The sequence below is a fragment of the Reticulibacter mediterranei genome (assembly GCF_016587455.1).
On the sequence record NZ_BNJK01000001.1, the window covers coordinates 2,103,396 to 2,120,157 of the forward strand.

The window sequence follows — 16,762 nt, forward strand, 5'->3', positions numbered from 1 at the left end:
GGTAAAGAAGTGCTGGCACACTACTACTGAGCCACCAGACATTCAGCCTCATCGATAATCGCATCGTAGACATCGTGGACCTGACGGGCAACGCTGCTCCAACTAAATCGCCGCACAGAATCGCGAGCAGCGGCACTCATGTGCGCATAGAGATCAGGAGTGTGCAAAAGTGTATCAAGCCGCTCGGCGAAGAAACCGGCACAGCGCGGCACAAGATAACCGGTCTCGCCATGCTGGATTACAGTCATCAAGCCACCTGCACGCGTGGCAACTACGGGCGTTCCACAGGCCAGCGACTCGACAGCTGCCAGACCAAAGCTTTCATGATAGGATGGCACAACGGTTACATGAGCCGCACTATAGATGAGCGGCATCTCCTGGCGAGGTCGTGCCCCCAGGAAATGGACGCGCTGGCTAATCTTCAATTCTTTTGCCAGCGTCTGCAACCCCTTCACATCTTTGTCGCCGCTCAACTTACCGCCCACAATCACAATCTGGGCCTCTTCCTCCATCATCGCGGCAGCTCGCAGCAAAAGATCTGGCCCTTTAAAGGGGTCAAGCCTGCCCGCAAAGAGGAGAACTGGCTGCTGTGGATCTAGATACAGCAGCTTACGCGCCTGCTGTTGATCGCGGGGCACAAACAGGTCAAGATCAACTCCGCAGGGGATCACATCAACCTGGCTCGTCGTCGCGCCACAGAAGCGAATTAACTCGGTGCGCTCATCGACAGTTGGAGCAATAATGCGATCTACATGCTGGATCAAGCGCTGCTCCATTTCGAGGCGCAGAGGTGGCTCTGGCTCATTGGGATGTGCAAGTTGTTTGAGACGTGCCAGCGTATGAAACGTGGTGACGTGAGAGATATCCCAGAGACGAGCGAGACGCATTCCGGCCACGCCAGAAAGCCAATAGTGGCTATGAATCAGATCATATTGGCCAGCTTCCCTACAGCGGAATTCATCAATATTGCGTGTGAAGATGGGAAGGTATTGGTAGAGATCGTTTTTATGAATCGGGGCAACCGGTCCGGCTTTGATATGGATCACGCGAACCTGCGGATTGAGTTGTACGACCTGTGGGGCTGTTTCGTTGGTCCAACGGGTAAAGATATCAACTTTGACGTTATACTTAGCCAGCGCACACGCTAACTCGCGCATATAGACATTCATGCCGCCCGCATCCTTTGTACGTCCGGGACTATCTAGAGGCGACGTGTGGACGCTGAGCATAGCAACAGAACATGACATAACAGATATGCTCCTCTTAGCACTTTGCTCTTTATTTGTTATCGACACACATTGCAAATGCGGGGCCAGCGGCCTTCGCTGACGTACAGCTCATTACGCTTCAGCATCGAGCAACCTCCTTTCGTATCTACTACTCATGACAACAATCAGATGGATACATCTATTTCATGGTTGAGATTTTTGCTCACGTTCGCGTAGATCGGCGATCGCTTCATACATCTCTTCTGCTCCTGCTCCCGTTCCCTGTGAGAGTTCTTTCAAACAATCGATGCGCCGTTTGAGGGCGAGAGGAAATTCCTGGCAAGGGATCTGCAACCAGTTCGCCAGATCATCGAGAATCGCCTGATCCGCCAGTTCAAAGGTGTCATCAACGTTATTCCAGAGCGAAAGAGGCACGGGCACAATGGCATTCGGCCTCTTGGGATCAGGGTCAGGCTGAAAAAAATGTGTGGTGAACCAGCGGCGACGCGGCGGATAGATTCGTCCAACCAACCCGATATTGATCACCAGTCCCAGCCGACGCACATCATCCACACCCAGGCGCAGATCGCGCTGGTACATTGAAATAACCTCATCAATTGTATCGGCATGGACGCTGGTTGCAACATGGTAGCCCTGAACTGGCAGAGAGAGGTAACGGCGAGCAACGCGTCCCCACATATAGATGGGCAAATGATCGCTCACTTCATTGCAGAGAGCATAGGTCGTCGCAGGGTCGATATCAGATGAACGAGTAAAGGCAAAATTCTCGTACATCCCGGACATATAGGCCAGAGCTGTATTTTCTGGTAAAAACTGAAGGAGAGCATTTAAAGTAGTTGTTTTCCCTACACCCGGCGTAGGATCGGTTGGGCCAGCAACAGTCAATGAGGCTCCATTTTCCAGCAAGAGCCAGACCAATGCTGCGGTCTCAACATCTACGCTGCGCAAGGCGATAATTTGCGCAACGGTCAAAGGGCGACGGGACTCATAATGCCAGTAGTAGCGTTCATAGGGATCACGCGGATCAAACATGCTCTTTCCCCTTCTCGGTGCAAACGAGGTACAATATGAGAATTAGCGTTTCTTATGTTTTTTGTTCTCCAGCTTCCTGCTCCTGCGTTTCCGCTTCAGGCTTTTGCGTTTGAGCTTGTGCTTCAGGAAGAGGAGGCTTGAGCCAGCCAGGGCGAGGACTCCAACCAATGGCAAGCATGCGCGGACGCTGGCTATCTTCAAGTTCAATCAGGCTAACAGAGGCATTATCGATCATCAACGTACCAGCTCGCCCGGCCTCCAGACCTGTATAGTAAGCGACCAGAAGCTTTACCACATCGGCGTGGGCGACAAAAACGGGGTAGGCTCCGATATCATCATGCGTCAGCCAGCGCTCGATAGCCGCAACAACACGGCGCTGCACCTGTGGGAACGTCTCAATTCCCTCCGGGGCAACGGTCGGATCTTTGACATATGCCTTCCATGCGGGATCGTTTTTCGAGAGATCATCAATCACCTTCCCGGCCCACTCCCCAACATTGGTATCCATGAGATCTGGCTCAAATTGTATCTCTACATTGCGCCCCTCGGCAAGATACGCGGCAGTATCACGTGCGCGCTCTAGAGGACTGCTAATAATGCTACTGATAGGAAGGACGGAGAGCGATTCGGCAAGGCGAGCAGCCTGTTCACGTCCGTTCTCCGTCAACGCGACTCCCGGCAATTGTCCAGGGAGCCGATGTTCAACATTCCAGGTCGTTTGCCCATGTCGAACGATGAGCAGTGTTCGTTTCATACTCCTACTGGTGCTTTCCAAAAAATGAGAAGGTTGAAGCCACAATTGCAGACGCCAGCCTGCAAAGCGAATACCCACACAGAGATAAATCCAGATGATGTGAAGCAGCGTAACCCCGATATTCATCCATCCTCTCAGGCATCAATCATGCTCCAATCCTTTGAAAAGACACGGCCCATAGGAAATCCGTGTCTTTTCATATATCGCAACGTCGGGTTAATTGATTGATAGTATTGTATAGCGTCAAGGCCGGGGCTGCAACCCAACAAAGCAGATGAGCCTCTCACAACAAACCAATCAGGCTATATATCTCCGTGTCCCGGTAGCCGCGTAAGGCATATCCAGAGCGGCCAGTGCGCCACCGCCTGAGCCAGAAGAGACCTTGGGGAGCGACTGCTGAATGGATGGAATCGGTCCCGAAGTACATACATTGGCAGGCTGATTGTTCGTGAGCTGACAGATAGCTGCCGTCATATAGTTCGCGCCCCCCAGCATGCCTTTCGCCACATCAGAATTAGGATCTTTGAGCTGGTTGGCGACATCCGCATATGAGAGACCGGTTAACACCTGGGGAGAAAAAAAGGCTCCGGTCGAAGTTTGTTTGTTTCCAAAGAGCAGAAAAGGAATGCTGCCAGCGCTGCTCGTATAAGGGGGAGCATTATAGGTTGTAATCAGCCGGGCCTGTTCCGCAGTTGGAGTATCCAGCTTGTTGCCCTGATTATCGGTCGTCTCAAGAGCAACGAAATCAATATACTGGCTAGTATACGTCGATTTATGGAAGGTATATGTAATATAGTTGCCTTCAGACGAGGTGAGCGGTTCAAGCTGGCTAAAGGTGCCGAAACGGCTCAGCGCGATAATGATCGACCAGCGTTGCGCGGCACAGTACGGGCAATAGTCTGCGCCCTCGTACAGAACCATCGGCTTCCCATTGGGACCATTGGGTACAGTGGCATTCGCGGGTAATGCATGCATTAAATTGCTGGCATTGCCTGTTCCCACATTTGCCAGCAACGTAGGATCCAGCGATGTAATCGTTTTGAAGGTGCTAGCTGCCCCACTATCGGAACCACCTGGAGAACTTGCACGCTGCTGACGATCAATCACGAAAAAGATACCGATAATGACCGCGACCAGCACCAGGATAGTGATGAGCAGAGGCCAGGGATTATTGCGGGAGGCACGCTTACGCGAACGCTTTTTATTTTTTCCCGTATCTATGCGCTGCTGTCTTTGCTGCCGCATCTGCTCACGTCGCTGAGCAGCAGAAGCCGGTTGCTTTGATTTCGCCATATATCAAACCTCAATAAGTTGCTAATCCGCAATTACTTTACCGTATTCTAGCATATCATTGCTTAGCAGCGTATAGCAGCGCTTCTCACTCCTAATGCTGGCCTCAAGATTGTGACGAGATAGAGAGGCGATGATGAAGCTCTCGAAATTGCAGAGAACATTTAGAGGTGACATAATGAATGAGAACAAAGCCGTTTATTTTCTTAAATGGAACACAACTGAAAGATGGGAGTAATCCAATCATGCCACGACTACAACACGTCTCGACACCTATCCCCGCAGGAGCACAGCAACAAGTCCGCTCGTTTTATGGTGGAGTACTTGGGCTTGAGGAAAAAGAGGTTCCCCAGACATTGAAGCACCTCAATCTTGTCTGGTTTGCGGTAGGAGAAGGAGAATTAGAGCTGCACTTTGTGCCGAGTACAGTGCTGGTGGCAGAGGAAGATCCCCGCCATTTTTGTCTGGTTGTTGAAGATCTAGATGCCTATAAGAAGAGAGTGAGCGAGGCAGGCTACCCGATTATCGAAGATCTGGCTATCCACAACCGCCCACGCTTTTTCACCAAAGATCCGCTCGGCAATCGCGTTGAACTGACGGTTATTCTCGGAGATTATCGCGACGGGCAATAAATAGAGTTGACCTTCATTGGCCGAAAGAGGAATTTTCCTGATATTAGTGCTTGACAGAACGCCAACAATAGGGTACAATCCTTAGCGTTGACACGCAAAAGTGTTGTCTCTGCCTCGTTCGTCTAGCGGCCTAGGACATCACCCTTTCAAGGTGGAGATCACGGGTTCGAATCCCGTACGAGGTACTATTTAAAAGAAAGCCAGATGCATCTTTTTATTTGCGATGTATCTGGCTTTCTTTTTTATTGCCCTCTCCCCTCCAAAAGAGACTTTGCCTACCACTATGAGATACAATGATCACACAACCACCAGAGATCTATTTTTGTGGAAAGGCAGTAGAGAGCGATGATTAGCGTAGAGGAAGCCCTTGCACGCATTCTTGCTGAAATACACCCCTTGAATATAACCCATGTGCCGCTCGCCGACGCGCTGGGACTGATACTGGCTGAAGACGTAATCGCCGAAGAAGACATTCCACCCTTTGACAATTCGGCGATGGATGGCTTTGCCCTTCTCAGTAAAGATAGTCGGCCTCGCAACGGCAACCCGCCCCGTCTGCGCGTCACCGGTGGCATCGCAGCTGGCTATATCGCGAACCACGCGGTGGAAGAGGGCAGCGCAATGCGCATCATGACTGGCGCTCCCGTTCCACCAGGGGCCGACACCGTTATTCAAGTCGAACTGACGCGCAGCGACGGGCCTGAGAGCGAATGGGTAGAAATTTTACAGGAAGTCGCGCCGGGCAACAATATTCGTCCCGCTGGCGAGGATATGCGCACGGGGCAGACAGCGTTACAGCGTGGTACTGAAATTGGCCCCTGGGAAATTGGCATCCTGGCAACGCTAGGACGCGCAAATGTTCCTGTCATACAACGCCCACGAGTTGCGATCTTGAGTACAGGTGACGAGATCGTTGATGTTGGAGAGCAGCTACAGCCCGGCAAAATTCGCAACAGCAACGGCTACTTGCTAGAAGCTGCGGTACGACGAGCGGGCGCAGAAGCACATCGGCTGGGAGTCGCCAGGGACAGCGTCGAAAGCCTGCGCGAGAAATTGACCGAGGCCATCAGCTATGATTTGATAGTAACTTCTGGCGGCGTTTCCGTTGGAGACTTTGACTATGTGAAAGACGTAATGCAGGAACAGGGACAGATGAACTTCTGGCGTATCAATATGCGTCCAGGTAAACCAGTGGCCTTCGGGCGCATAGGCGATGTTCCGCTACTCGGATTGCCTGGAAACCCGGTCTCCAGCGCCGTTACCTTTGAACTCTTTGGCTTGCCACTGATACGCAAATTGCTCGGACATAGCCGACTCGTCAAGCCTCAGATCGATGTCATTGTAGAGGATGACATCCATGAGCGAGCAATGCGGCGACACTATGTACGGGCGAATGTTGAGTGGCGAGATGGTCGCTTTGTGGCACGCACAACAGGCAACCAGGGATCACATATCATGACCTCCCTGCTCAATGCCAACGCTCTGCTGATCGTGCCAGAAGGTGGTATCACGTTCAATGCAGGCGATACAGCAAAAGCAATGATGCTGAACTGGCCTGAAGTTGAGATTTAGACCAGGCACACCCTGAGTTTATAATACAGGTGGGCGCAACGAAGACGACCTCTTCCCAAGCAAACGATAGCGCAACTGATCGCGAGAAATGTGCAGCAGGTGAGCAGCTCGCACCTGATTGCCTTCACAGCGCTCCAGTGCTTCTTGCAGAAATGTTTGCTCGATACCTGCGAGAAAAGCCGGCAAATCGACGCCTTCCGGGGGCAGGTGCATCAATTGTTGCAACTCATGTAAACGCTGGCTGGCGCTCGTCCCAGCCAGTCGCACATGCTCTGGCAAATGCTCTGGCCGAATCTCGTCATAGTCGCATAAAATGACTCCGTGTTCCACGACGTTACGCAGTTCACGCACATTGCCCGGCCAGGGATAGCGCTGTAATAAAGCCGCTGCCTCCTGACTCATACGCATGGGAGTTTCACGCCCGGCGTTGTGCTCTCGCAAAAAGTGATCGATCAGCAAAGCAACATCTTCGGGACGAGCCCGCAACGGAGGAAGATCAATCGTGATCACTTTCAGGCGATAAAACAGATCGTCGCGAAAGGTTCTACGTCTGACCTCAGCCTGAAGATCGCTGTTCGTCGCGGAGATCACGCGCAAATTGACATGTATTTCCTTTGTGCCGCCAACGCGCCGAAATCCCCGCGTTTCTAGAAAGCGTAACAGCTTGGCCTGCAAGACAAGGGGCATGGACCCGATCTCATCAAGGAAGAGGGTTCCTCCATCAGCATGCAGGAGATAACCTTCGCGGGTACTTCTGGCATCTGTAAAAGCTCCAACTTCGACGCCAAACAACTCGCTTTCGAGCAACGTCTCTGGAATAGCTGCACAATTGAGCGCGACAAATGGGTAAGCCGAGCGATTGCTCAATTCGTGGATAGCCCGCGCCACAACTTCTTTGCCTGTGCCACTCTCTCCCTGCAACATAATAGTCGTCGAGGGATAACGGGCGACCTGCCGGACCATTGCTACAACGCTCTGCATAGCAGCGCTGCGGCCAACAACCATCCCGGCAAGGCGGTCCCCTTCCCACGCTTCTTCAATCTGTTCGCAATCAGGCAATACGCCACGTCCCTTCACACCTGTTCCCCTTTATTCATGATGAGCGCCCGGCCCGCCGCAGAAGTTAGCGCCCACCTCCCGCTTGAGCGTAGACGCCACGATGGGCCACTAATGAACCGCTGGAATGCAAAGGCTGTAGCGGTTGTGGAGTTGCGATCCAACCATGTCCAGGAACAAAGGTAGCACCATTTCCACCGTTGCCCCACTGCGATTGTGTTTCAAAAGGGACGGGAGGGGTATTTGGAGCAGTCATATCTGGCACTGCTGAAGACCAGGGAGGAGTGGTCGTCGCCGCATACCCGGGAGTCATATAGCTATTATAAACGCCAGAGGTCGTCATAGAATTAGATGTCGGTGCAACTTCGTTCATTTGAATAGGCGCAGAGCCGGGAGGGATCAACTGGATCAACCCCTCAGCCAACAGTTCGCCAGCAATCTGACAAACAAGAGGAGGCTGAATACCCAGATCACGACAGGCAGATTGCAACGAAGTACGGCCATCAACGCGCGTCAACAGTCTCCATTGATCGGGTGTCAACTGTATTGCAGGGTTCTGCTCGCGAAAAGCTGATAGATCGGCGGGAGCCAGTACCATATCAGGTTTCATAAATGATGTGTCAATCCGTTTTGGGGGAACGGGATTCATCACGCGCTCGGGACGGGACAGAGTTGTATTTGACGAGGCACTTTCATCAAGCCCTAAATCGAGAAAAGATGGCAGAGACCCGGTTGCGGGCAACGAGTCGGAAAGAGAATCTGTTGATGGCGATGGCATAGCAGCAGGGGCCAGCGAAGGCTGAGCCACACGTGCAACTGGCGCGGGCGCCTGAGACGGCGCGGGTGCAAGAGATGGTGGTGATACGAACGCATCCAGCCCTGGAAGCGAATTCATGGGCGGAGGAGTTTCCTGGAAAAACTGAGAAGCACTCATCAACGTAGGCAGTTTGGCAATATCTGGAGGAGGAGTTGGTTCCACAGGTCTGGCAGGTGCAGGAGTTTGTGGAAAAATGCCACTATGGGTCAATGGTGGAACTGGCGTTGGACCAGTCGCAGGCATCGAAGAAAACAGAGACACAACAGACAGGGCCACGAGCAGACGATCGGTAGGAGGCGGCACTTCATCCTCAAAGTAGATTTCGCCATCCGTCCAGGCCAGCAAAACACGCAAGACATCCATTGCCTTCTGGCTTGCCCAGGCGCGCAATGTGCTATGTTCCACTAACCCCTGATCCATCAGAGCAAGCGCCACCCGGGTCTCGCTGGTTTGGTCTGCACCAAGCGCGAGTAACACTTGCTGTAATGCCTGAGCAGAGATCACACCATCTTGTAGCAATCTTTCCCCTAAAGTTGCATTGGTGCGAACAGGGCCAATAAAAATCATACGTCCTTCACGGAAATAGAATTCAACCCAATGAGCGCCCTGTTTGATGATCAACAGCCCCGTTTTGGAATGTGTCTCCACTCGCTGTAAAACACTAGACAGATTAAACTGTTCTAACGTACCTATGAGTGACACAGTAATTCACCGTCCGTCCAGAAACGGCTCCAGGCCTCGCATATTCTCTATCCCCCCACAGAAGGATACACCAGCCCGGGAGTCCACTACGATAATATTGGTATTTCTATGATTATCCAGAAGTAAAGCTTCATATACAGCGCCAAATCGTCAACATCATCGTTGACAAAGTGATTATAAGGGAACCTCTTTCTGCAATCTGAGAGGGAAAGAAAAGTCATACCTGAGAAAGAGAAGTCCCACTACCTGGCAACGGAAGGAGAGGGATTCGAACCCCCGGGGCTTTCACCCAACTGTTTTCAAGACAGTCGCAATAGACCACTCTGCCATCCTTCCGAGACATAGTGTACCACATCTGTTATAGATTGGGAAGGGGATAGAGGGAAATTTCGGGACCGCATCGCCAATTTCGATGTAACTCTGCTCTTCACAGGCTTGCCAGGCTACTTCACATCGGTTCGCGCAGGTGAAAGCAGGGCAGTGTTCATATATGGACGTAGTACTTTTGGCACAATTATCGAACCATCAGCCTGTTGATAGACTTCCAGTATCGCAGCCATTGTACGACCCACAATCAATCCTGAAGCACTGAGTGTATGAACGTACTCAGCACGCGCTGTATTGTTAGGGCGAAACTTGATATGGGCGCGACGGGCCTGAAAAGCCTCACAATTGCTCACTGAGGATACCTGCACATAATAATCAGAGCCAGGCATCCATACCTCCAAATCAATCGTTCTCGCAGCTGCAAAGGGCAGGTTACTGGCAGACAGGCCCATCACACGATAGGGCAACTCCAGCAGGCGCAATATACGCTCAACATGAAAAACCATACGCTCAAGCGTGTCATTAGATTCTTCTGGCACAACAAGCTGAAATAGCTCTACCATGTTGAACTGATGGAGGCTCAAGAGACCTCGTTTCTGCTGAGAACCAGAACCAGCATCGCGGCGAAAAGACGTTGCCGAAGCAGCATAGCGCAAGGGAAGCTCTTCACGCGTCAAAATAGTGTCACTATGCAGGCCCACCAGTGGAACCTCCGCTGTTGGATTCAGAAAAACCTCGTCAATCGAACAGATATAGGCCTGATCCTCAAAGCTGGGGAGTTGTCCAGCGGCAATCATTGCCGCCTGCCTCACCAGATATGGAGGCATGATTTCAGTATAGCCATGCTCACGCGTATGAATATCCAGCATAAAAGAGATCAGGGCACGTTCCAGACGTGCGCCCATACCCTTTAATGCTACAAAACGACTCCCAGCAATCTTTGAGCCTCCTGTAACATCGATCATATCCAGACGCTGCCCCAGATCCCAATGACCTTGCGGCGTAAAATGGAAGATCGTCCGCTCGCCCCAATGCCCTAGCTCCTGATCGGAAGCCTGCTCATCAGCATTTGGTACACTCTGCTGAGGCAAGTTGGGCAGAGAAAGCATCAACAATTGCAAGCGAGTATCAACATCCGAGCTTTGCAATTCAATGCGCCGAATATCCTGCCCAACCACCTTTATTTGCTGGTTCAGTGCAGAGCGTTGTTCGGTGGAAGCCGTACGCGCCGCCTCTTTGAGCTGCTTGAGAGACGCATACAACCCATCCTGACGCGTTATCAACCCACGCCGCTGCTCAGCAAGGCGCAGTATTTCATCGATATTACGTGTATCCCCACGCAGCCGCAACGCTTCGCGCACTATATGAGGATTCTGACAGATAAAATCAAGGCTCAACATAACAAGCCTAGTATACATGACAATGAAAACTCGCTGCAAGCCTCTATAGTTTGAATCCAGGCACGAAAAACGTTTCTCCGATCCAGATTGTACTTCACTGGAACGTTCCAGCACGAAAAAATGTCGCGTTTCGCTGCTGTTCCTCAGGGCTTTCCAATTCTCCCATCTAGCAGGAGTGCAGAGGGCGGCAGCCCTTTGCTGGGGTGCGGGGTGTCCCCGCAAAAACCTTTTTTCTTCTCTTTTGCGCGCCGCCTGCGGCGGCGCGCGAAGGAGGGAAGGAAACTGGGGACGCCCCAGGCCCCGGCAGGGAGACCCCTGCACCCCTTTGAGCGGAGAACTGGAAAGCCCTGGCTGTTCCTGGCTATCATTGCACATTAGATAGATCTGGGATACACTATACACTGTTTGATAAGATCATAGAAAACAGAGTAATACAGCAACCATGATCACAGTAATCAAGCAAGACCATCGTGGTAAGGAAAAAATCCGCTACGAGGGTAAAGTTATTCGGCGTTCGGCTGATGAAGTGGTAATTGAAGCGTACTGGACACTACCAGCAAAAGATCTGGGATATACCCGTTTTGAATCAGGGGATCGCTTTACTGAATACTATTCGACGAAGTGCTGGTTCAATATTTTTGATATTGCTAGCAGTGACGGTACGCGCAAGGGCTGGTACTGCAATATCGCGGAACCGGCTCACATTTACAGCGATCATATAGAGCAGATCGACCTGATTCTGGATGTGTGGGTTACTCCCGAGGGAGAGACGCTCATGCTGGACGAGGACGAATTTGCAGCAGAGACCACGCTGAGCCAGGAGCAGTACACAGGAGCTGAGCTGGGAATGCGGGCACTTCTGGCATTGCTGGCCACACGTGCGGAACCATTCACCAACTTAACAAACAAATAGTAGACAGATAGAACATGCTATCCCTGGGAAGGGACCACATCCATTCCCGAAAGGACATATCTTGATGGAAAATTGGGACGCCAGGCTGTTCCAGACAATGGCTAAACATACCCATGTCGCAGTTGAAAACCTGCCAGTGCAAACACCCACAACTTCTTCTTTTAGCCAGAATGTAGTGGAGCTTGAGTCTCAGCGAGAACTTCGTCGTAAAACCAAGGATATCGTACAGCATTGTCATAGCAATACAGTTTCAACCAGTGAACTCCGTCAACAACTCCAGGCGTGTGCGACCACCTTTGGCAACCGTTTCTCTCTTCATCTAGTACGCTCTCTACAAGAACCACACAACAACCAGGCGGATCAGCAGGCTATCGTCTGGCTTCTGACGCTGCTCAACGATAAAGCAACGATCCCTCTCCTTCAGCAAATAGCAAATCAGCCACGCCTCACACGCGCAATCCGTCTCTCGGCATCCCTGGCGCTGGCGGGCATGGGTGCAACGCTACCATCAGAAAACGCTATCTAGGTCTCTTGCATAACGAGAGATATCTGATGTATGCTGTTACCGAAGACGTGCGTTAAAAACGTACAAAGAGGGAGAAAAAGAACATTGGCAATCAAAGTAGATATTCCCCAAAGAGGCATTATTGAGTTGCAGCATGCCGTCTTCGACATTAATGGAACCCTCGCCATCGATGGCATCGTCTACCCCGAAGTGGCTGAGCGGCTACAAGATTTGGCCGAGCAACTCACCGTTCATTTACTCACAGCAGGAACACATGGCAACCTGCCGGAACTCGAAAAAGCGCTGGGGTTTCCTCTCCATGTCATTCATAGGGGAGACGAAAAAGTGCGCTATGTGCAGCAGCTAGGATCGGACCACGTCATCGCCTTTGGCAACGGCATCAACGACACAGGCATGCTACGGCTGGCAATGCTCGGTATTGCAGTCTTAACAACCGAAGGGGTGGCAATACGAGCATTGCAGGCGGCCGACGTACTGGTATACAGTCCGATAGATGCGATTGACCTCCTGCTCAAACCGAAGCGCCTGATAGCCACCTTGCGCGGCTAAGGACAAAACACCAGCAGTATTTATAACTGAGCCATGACGTTTTTACTAATAGCACGCAGAGTGGCAAAGACGCCTCTGCCAGCTGAAGCTATTGCCTCATAGCTGGGAACGCGACGACGATTGAGATAGCGTTCAAGCACAGGAATGGGCAAAGCATTCGGCATATCGCGTTTATTCCACTGAATGACGAAGGGGAAACGTCCCAGATCTTTGCCGATACGCCGCATATTCATCTCTAATTCGGCAATACTCTGGATGTTCTCCTCAAACTTTTCCGCCTGTGAATCGACCACGAAAACGATCCCATCAGCGCCGTTGAGGACAGCCAGGCGGGTACGCTCGTAGAGGATCTGGCCGGGTACGGTATAGAGATGAAAGCGTGTACGAAATCCATGAACGGTACCGAGATCAAGGGGAAGGAAATCAAAAAATAAGGTGCGCTCGGTCTCGGTAGCAATAGAGAGCATATCGCCTCTGGCACGCGGATCAATGCTCCGGTGTACGTGTTGCAAGTTTGTCGTTTTACCACAGTACCCGATGCCATAATAGACAATCTTGCAGTGGATCTCGTGGGTCGCAATATTAATGAGAGCCATAAATAATGGGTTCTCCTAATCGCGGAAGAGCAGATCGATAGTATCCTCGACCGAAGAACGAAACTGCAAATTGATGACGGACGACTTGGTGCGCGAGGTATCGCTGCGAACGCGTTCCAAAATGCGACCCAGTTCATCTGAAGCTTTTTTTGAGAGTACTTTTACAAGGCCGATGTGAGTCAGCCGATCAAATATGATGACGAGCAGCCATTGTTCTTCCACCATAGAGGTGTAGATATTTTCCTGCACACCTTGCTGAAAGATGCTGCGAAAGTCCTTTTCATCGAGCAGTCTGGCGACCTCTCGCGATGAGGAAAAGACACCAGCGAGCAAAGCACCAAGCGTGGTGGCATTCCGCCGCATACCGGTTCCCTGCACCGCCACAACCTGACCGCTTTTATCGAGCAGCATGGTAGACGTGGCATTGGTATCATTCATCAGTTTCGTTAGTAATGCAGAAATTGTGGCTAATTCACGATCCGAAATGATAAGATTCGTTAGTTGTTCCATGGACGCGCCGCCCTCCGTGTACACGCCTGGCATCATAAAATACCCATATCACATACTTTAACTATACTATATCAAGAGCCTCAAGAATTTCATTACGGCTCGCCTTCACCAGATGGCGTACGCGACCAAGATGCGAGGCATTATCAAAAAGAGTTACCAATAAAGCAAAATCACCTAAAGGATCAACGCTCACCAGACCATGTTCATACTCCATCACCAGACCCACAACGCCCCCCCGAGCAATCTCCTGACCAAGCGCCTCAGCAGTACTCAGGCCGGTCGTTGTAATGGCTCCTACGGCCTCCATATCCTCTTTGCCCTCACGTGTCAGCCCCTCGATCATCAAGCCGTCTCTTCCGACAAGGATAGACTGACGCACTCCTGGTATCGATAAGAAGCGGCTCAGTGTTTGTTTAAGATCAACCATTATATCCTCCGCACAGGTTGGTTGCCTTTCTGCAACATGTTGATAGAGTATGACCTTTGCTATTCTAACTCAACGTAATCATGAGGTGCAATTCGGTGGGAAAATCTGGCTAATAGACATTTCTATTTCTTCACCATATTCTATCCCTTCACCGCATCTCTTCAGTATATTTCTCTCCAGAGTAGCTTATATCTCATCGCCACTGTAAAAATAGTGAGATAGCAGGTGAAAGGATGAAAGGCCGAATCTACTCGCAACCAACCTCTCATCCTTCATATCTAGAGCCAGCGACTAACGGTGCTTCGTCCCATAGTTGGGGGCCTCTTTGGTAATCATGACATCGTGCGGATGACTTTCGCGCAAGCCAGCATTGGTGATGCGAGTAAAGCGGGTCTTCTCCTGCATCTCCTGAATGGTTGCAGCCCCGGCATAGCCCATCGACTGACGGAGACCACCAACCAGTTGATAGACCAGAGGGCCAAGCATCCCCTTATACGGGACGCGTGCCTCAATGCCTTCAGCAATGACCTGCGACTCTTCCATGCCATCCTGAAAGTAGCGATCTTTGCTATAACTGCGCTGCTTCATTGCTGCGATAGAGCCCATACCGCGATAATCTTTGAAACGCTCTCCATGAGAGATAATCAGTTCGCCAGGACTCTCATCGACGCCCGCCAACAGACTGCCAAGCATCACCGTATCAGCGCCTGCTGCGATAGCTTTCGCAATATCGCCAGAATATTGAATGCCACCATCGGCGATGACTGGTACGCCATAGCGATGTGCGATTAAGGTACAATCATAAACGGCGGTAATCTGAGGCATACCGACCCCGGCGATGATGCGCGTAGTGCAAATAGCACCTGCCCCAATGCCTGCTTTGACGCCATCAACACCTGCCTGAATCAGCGCCTCGGTCGCCTCAGCTGTCACCACATTACCAGCAATCAATTGCACACGCTTCCCGAAGAGATCTTTTACACGAGCAACCGTCTCGATGACCATGTGCGAGTGGGCATGAGAGGTATCAATCACCAGAACATCGACCCCCTCTTCGATCAGAGCGCCAGCACGTTCCTCAGCATCGGCAACACCTATGGCGGCTCCGACGCGCAGGCGACCATACTCATCCTTTGCGGCATTGGGATACAGAATCTTCTTCTGAATATCCTTCATGGTGATCAGCCCCTTCAACATCCCATGCTCATCCACTACTGGCAATTTTTCAATTTTGTGACGATGGAGTTGCTCTCGTGCCTGCTCCAGCGTGGTTCCCACTGGAACTGTCACCAACGGCTCATGGGTCATCAATTCGGAGATAGGGCGATCCACGCTGGTCTCAAAACGAATATCACGATTGGTGAGAATACCCACCAGGCGACCATGCTCTGTAATCGGAATACCCGATATATGGAAACGCTTCATTGCTTCCAGTGCTTCGCGCAACAACGCAGTTGGCTCTAAGGTGATGGGATCAGTGATCATACCAGATTCAGAACGCTTGACTTTATCAACTTCCTGAGCCTGATCCTCAATTGACAAATTACGGTGGATAATGCCCATGCCTCCCTCTCGCGCCAGAGCAATCGCCAGCCGTCCCTCTGTCACCGTATCCATAGCGGCACTGATAACAGGGATATTGATAGAAATGGTCCGTGTCAGGCGGGTTCGTGTCGAGACATCGCGAGGGAGAACAGAAGAAGCACCAGGAATAATCAACACGTCATCGAAGGTAAGCCCTTCCTTGGCAAATTTTTCATCGTATGCGCCTTGCGCCGAAGACATGATCGCAGACTCCTCCTTAAAAAAATGCCAGCACACGTCAAAACGCGAGCTGGTCCACCCAATGGGGGCATATATAAGGTGACAACTAGTTCAGCAATGAGCGTCAATACCAGACAATGACAATAATGTTCCTGATAGTGTAACACCTGGCTTCATCAGCGTCAAATTTACAAGCACCAATACATAATTTCTCTCTAAATTCATCGGAAAAGCTTCAGCATCTTTTTTTCATAAAAAATAAGCGATGAGACAATAAAATTGTTATTACCTCATCGCTTCCTATCGGCAGATAGTGTATTTATAGCGTACGACGCGAACGGCCTCCGGCAATCAGATTGTAGATCAGGACGATGGCTGCAATGACTAGCAGGATATGGACCAGTCCGCCAGCGATATGGAAAAGAAAACCAAGCAGCCATAAGACAAACAAAACAACAACGACACCCCAAAGGATACCAAACATAGAATTACCTCTCTTTACTTGCTATATCTGTTTTGTCACTGGACGACACTCTTATGTCAAACCTGGGGAGAAGAAGTCCTCGTTACTGCTAACACGTACCAGAAATGCAAATAGATTTATATCATCCCGGTTCTTACCATCTTCTAAGCTTTCACAGCGACAAAAATCTCATCTTCTTTGAT

General features: G+C 51.0%; 17 protein-coding genes and 2 tRNA genes. 6 read left to right on the forward strand and 13 right to left on the reverse strand.

Features of this window, described 5'->3' with window-relative positions:
* Nucleotides 1-23 precede the first annotated feature (23 nt).
* The 4 genes from K3T83_RS09060 to K3T83_RS09075 form a co-directional block, all read right to left on the reverse strand.
* The gene (locus K3T83_RS09060) at nt 24-1,247 is read right to left on the reverse strand and encodes a glycosyltransferase (RefSeq protein ID WP_220202645.1); all 1,224 of its coding nucleotides are present in this window, start codon (nt 1,245-1,247) and stop codon (nt 24-26) included.
* Nucleotides 1,248-1,412: 165 nt separating this feature from the next.
* Nucleotides 1,413-2,261, reverse strand: a complete 849-nt coding sequence (locus K3T83_RS09065; RefSeq protein WP_220202646.1) for a hypothetical protein — start codon at nt 2,259-2,261, stop codon at nt 1,413-1,415.
* A gap of 52 nt (nt 2,262-2,313) precedes the next feature.
* Nucleotides 2,314-3,015, reverse strand: coding sequence for a histidine phosphatase family protein (locus tag K3T83_RS09070; RefSeq protein ID WP_220202647.1), 702 nt, complete (start codon nt 3,013-3,015; stop codon nt 2,314-2,316).
* 297 nt (nt 3,016-3,312) lie between these two features.
* Nucleotides 3,313-4,308 (reverse strand): DUF929 family protein, encoded by a 996-nt coding sequence (locus tag K3T83_RS09075; RefSeq protein ID WP_220202648.1) that lies wholly within the window; start codon nt 4,306-4,308, stop codon nt 3,313-3,315.
* A 242-nt stretch (nt 4,309-4,550) separates the two neighbouring features.
* Between K3T83_RS09075 and K3T83_RS09080 the strand changes: the two genes are divergently transcribed.
* The 3 genes from K3T83_RS09080 (at nt 4,551) to K3T83_RS09090 (ending at nt 6,509) form a co-directional block, all read left to right on the forward strand.
* The gene (locus tag K3T83_RS09080) at nt 4,551-4,937 is read left to right on the forward strand and encodes a VOC family protein (protein WP_220202649.1); all 387 of its coding nucleotides are present in this window, start codon (nt 4,551-4,553) and stop codon (nt 4,935-4,937) included.
* 111 nt (nt 4,938-5,048) lie between these two features.
* A tRNA-Glu gene (locus K3T83_RS09085) sits at nt 5,049-5,122 on the forward strand.
* Nucleotides 5,123-5,282: 160 nt separating this feature from the next.
* Nucleotides 5,283-6,509, forward strand: a complete 1,227-nt coding sequence (locus tag K3T83_RS09090) for a molybdopterin molybdotransferase MoeA (RefSeq protein WP_220202650.1) — start codon at nt 5,283-5,285, stop codon at nt 6,507-6,509.
* 18 nt (nt 6,510-6,527) lie between these two features.
* On the opposite strand, the gene K3T83_RS09095 is transcribed toward K3T83_RS09090, so the two are convergent.
* From K3T83_RS09095 to serS, 4 genes are all read right to left on the reverse strand, one after another.
* On the reverse strand, nt 6,528-7,586 hold the full coding sequence (locus K3T83_RS09095) for a sigma-54 interaction domain-containing protein (RefSeq protein ID WP_220202651.1): 1,059 nt from the start codon (nt 7,584-7,586) through the stop codon (nt 6,528-6,530).
* Nucleotides 7,587-7,632: 46 nt separating this feature from the next.
* A complete protein-coding gene (locus K3T83_RS09100) occupies nt 7,633-9,084 on the reverse strand; it encodes a DUF4388 domain-containing protein (RefSeq protein WP_220202652.1) in 1,452 nt (483 codons plus the stop codon).
* A gap of 253 nt (nt 9,085-9,337) precedes the next feature.
* Nucleotides 9,338-9,420, reverse strand: a tRNA-Ser gene (locus K3T83_RS09105).
* A 107-nt stretch (nt 9,421-9,527) separates the two neighbouring features.
* Entirely contained in the window at nt 9,528-10,829 is a 1,302-nt protein-coding gene (serS, locus tag K3T83_RS09110; protein ID WP_236064858.1) for a serine--tRNA ligase, read from the reverse strand.
* A gap of 424 nt (nt 10,830-11,253) precedes the next feature.
* On the opposite strand from serS, the gene K3T83_RS09115 reads away from it, so the two are divergent.
* From K3T83_RS09115 to K3T83_RS09125, 3 genes are all read left to right on the forward strand, one after another.
* The gene (locus K3T83_RS09115; RefSeq protein WP_220202653.1) at nt 11,254-11,724 is read left to right on the forward strand and encodes a ribonuclease FAU-1 family protein; all 471 of its coding nucleotides are present in this window, start codon (nt 11,254-11,256) and stop codon (nt 11,722-11,724) included.
* A 64-nt stretch (nt 11,725-11,788) separates the two neighbouring features.
* The gene (locus K3T83_RS09120) at nt 11,789-12,250 is read left to right on the forward strand and encodes a hypothetical protein (RefSeq protein WP_220202654.1); all 462 of its coding nucleotides are present in this window, start codon (nt 11,789-11,791) and stop codon (nt 12,248-12,250) included.
* A gap of 84 nt (nt 12,251-12,334) precedes the next feature.
* On the forward strand, nt 12,335-12,799 hold the full coding sequence (locus tag K3T83_RS09125; protein WP_220202655.1) for an HAD family hydrolase: 465 nt from the start codon (nt 12,335-12,337) through the stop codon (nt 12,797-12,799).
* Between the two features lie 20 nt (nt 12,800-12,819).
* Here K3T83_RS09125 and K3T83_RS09130 read toward each other — a convergent pair whose 3' ends face one another.
* From K3T83_RS09130 to K3T83_RS09150, 5 genes are all read right to left on the reverse strand, one after another.
* Nucleotides 12,820-13,395 carry a GTP-binding protein gene (locus K3T83_RS09130; protein WP_220202656.1) on the reverse strand — a complete coding sequence of 192 codons (576 nt, stop codon included), beginning with the start codon at nt 13,393-13,395 and terminating at the stop codon, nt 12,820-12,822.
* Between the two features lie 15 nt (nt 13,396-13,410).
* The gene (locus K3T83_RS09135; RefSeq protein WP_220202657.1) at nt 13,411-13,905 is read right to left on the reverse strand and encodes a roadblock/LC7 domain-containing protein; all 495 of its coding nucleotides are present in this window, start codon (nt 13,903-13,905) and stop codon (nt 13,411-13,413) included.
* 61 nt (nt 13,906-13,966) lie between these two features.
* Nucleotides 13,967-14,332, reverse strand: coding sequence for a roadblock/LC7 domain-containing protein (locus K3T83_RS09140; RefSeq protein WP_220202658.1), 366 nt, complete (start codon nt 14,330-14,332; stop codon nt 13,967-13,969).
* Nucleotides 14,333-14,623: 291 nt separating this feature from the next.
* Nucleotides 14,624-16,117, reverse strand: a complete 1,494-nt coding sequence (gene guaB, locus K3T83_RS09145; RefSeq protein WP_220202659.1) for an IMP dehydrogenase — start codon at nt 16,115-16,117, stop codon at nt 14,624-14,626.
* A 298-nt stretch (nt 16,118-16,415) separates the two neighbouring features.
* Nucleotides 16,416-16,580: a lmo0937 family membrane protein gene (locus tag K3T83_RS09150; protein ID WP_220202660.1), complete on the reverse strand. Its 165-nt coding sequence runs from the start codon at nt 16,578-16,580 to the stop codon at nt 16,416-16,418.
* Between the last annotated feature and the right edge of the window lie 182 nt (nt 16,581-16,762).

Coding starts and splice junctions, on each gene's coding strand:
- K3T83_RS09060 (WP_220202645.1), bottom strand. CDS start 1,247: ATGTCATGTTCTGTTGCTATGCTCAGCGTCCACACGTCGCCTCTAGAT.
- K3T83_RS09065 (WP_220202646.1), bottom strand. CDS start 2,261: ATGTTTGATCCGCGTGATCCCTATGAACGCTACTACTGGCATTATGAG.
- K3T83_RS09070 (WP_220202647.1), bottom strand. CDS start 3,015: ATGAAACGAACACTGCTCATCGTTCGACATGGGCAAACGACCTGGAAT.
- K3T83_RS09075 (WP_220202648.1), bottom strand. CDS start 4,308: ATGGCGAAATCAAAGCAACCGGCTTCTGCTGCTCAGCGACGTGAGCAG.
- K3T83_RS09080 (WP_220202649.1), top strand. CDS start 4,551: ATGCCACGACTACAACACGTCTCGACACCTATCCCCGCAGGAGCACAG.
- K3T83_RS09090 (WP_220202650.1), top strand. CDS start 5,283: ATGATTAGCGTAGAGGAAGCCCTTGCACGCATTCTTGCTGAAATACAC.
- serS (WP_236064858.1), bottom strand. CDS start 10,829: ATGTATACTAGGCTTGTTATGTTGAGCCTTGATTTTATCTGTCAGAAT.
- K3T83_RS09115 (WP_220202653.1), top strand. CDS start 11,254: ATGATCACAGTAATCAAGCAAGACCATCGTGGTAAGGAAAAAATCCGC.
- K3T83_RS09120 (WP_220202654.1), top strand. CDS start 11,789: ATGGAAAATTGGGACGCCAGGCTGTTCCAGACAATGGCTAAACATACC.
- K3T83_RS09130 (WP_220202656.1), bottom strand. CDS start 13,395: ATGGCTCTCATTAATATTGCGACCCACGAGATCCACTGCAAGATTGTC.
- K3T83_RS09135 (WP_220202657.1), bottom strand. CDS start 13,905: ATGGAACAACTAACGAATCTTATCATTTCGGATCGTGAATTAGCCACA.
- K3T83_RS09140 (WP_220202658.1), bottom strand. CDS start 14,332: ATGGTTGATCTTAAACAAACACTGAGCCGCTTCTTATCGATACCAGGA.
- guaB (WP_220202659.1), bottom strand. CDS start 16,117: ATGTCTTCGGCGCAAGGCGCATACGATGAAAAATTTGCCAAGGAAGGG.
- K3T83_RS09150 (WP_220202660.1), bottom strand. CDS start 16,580: ATGTTTGGTATCCTTTGGGGTGTCGTTGTTGTTTTGTTTGTCTTATGG.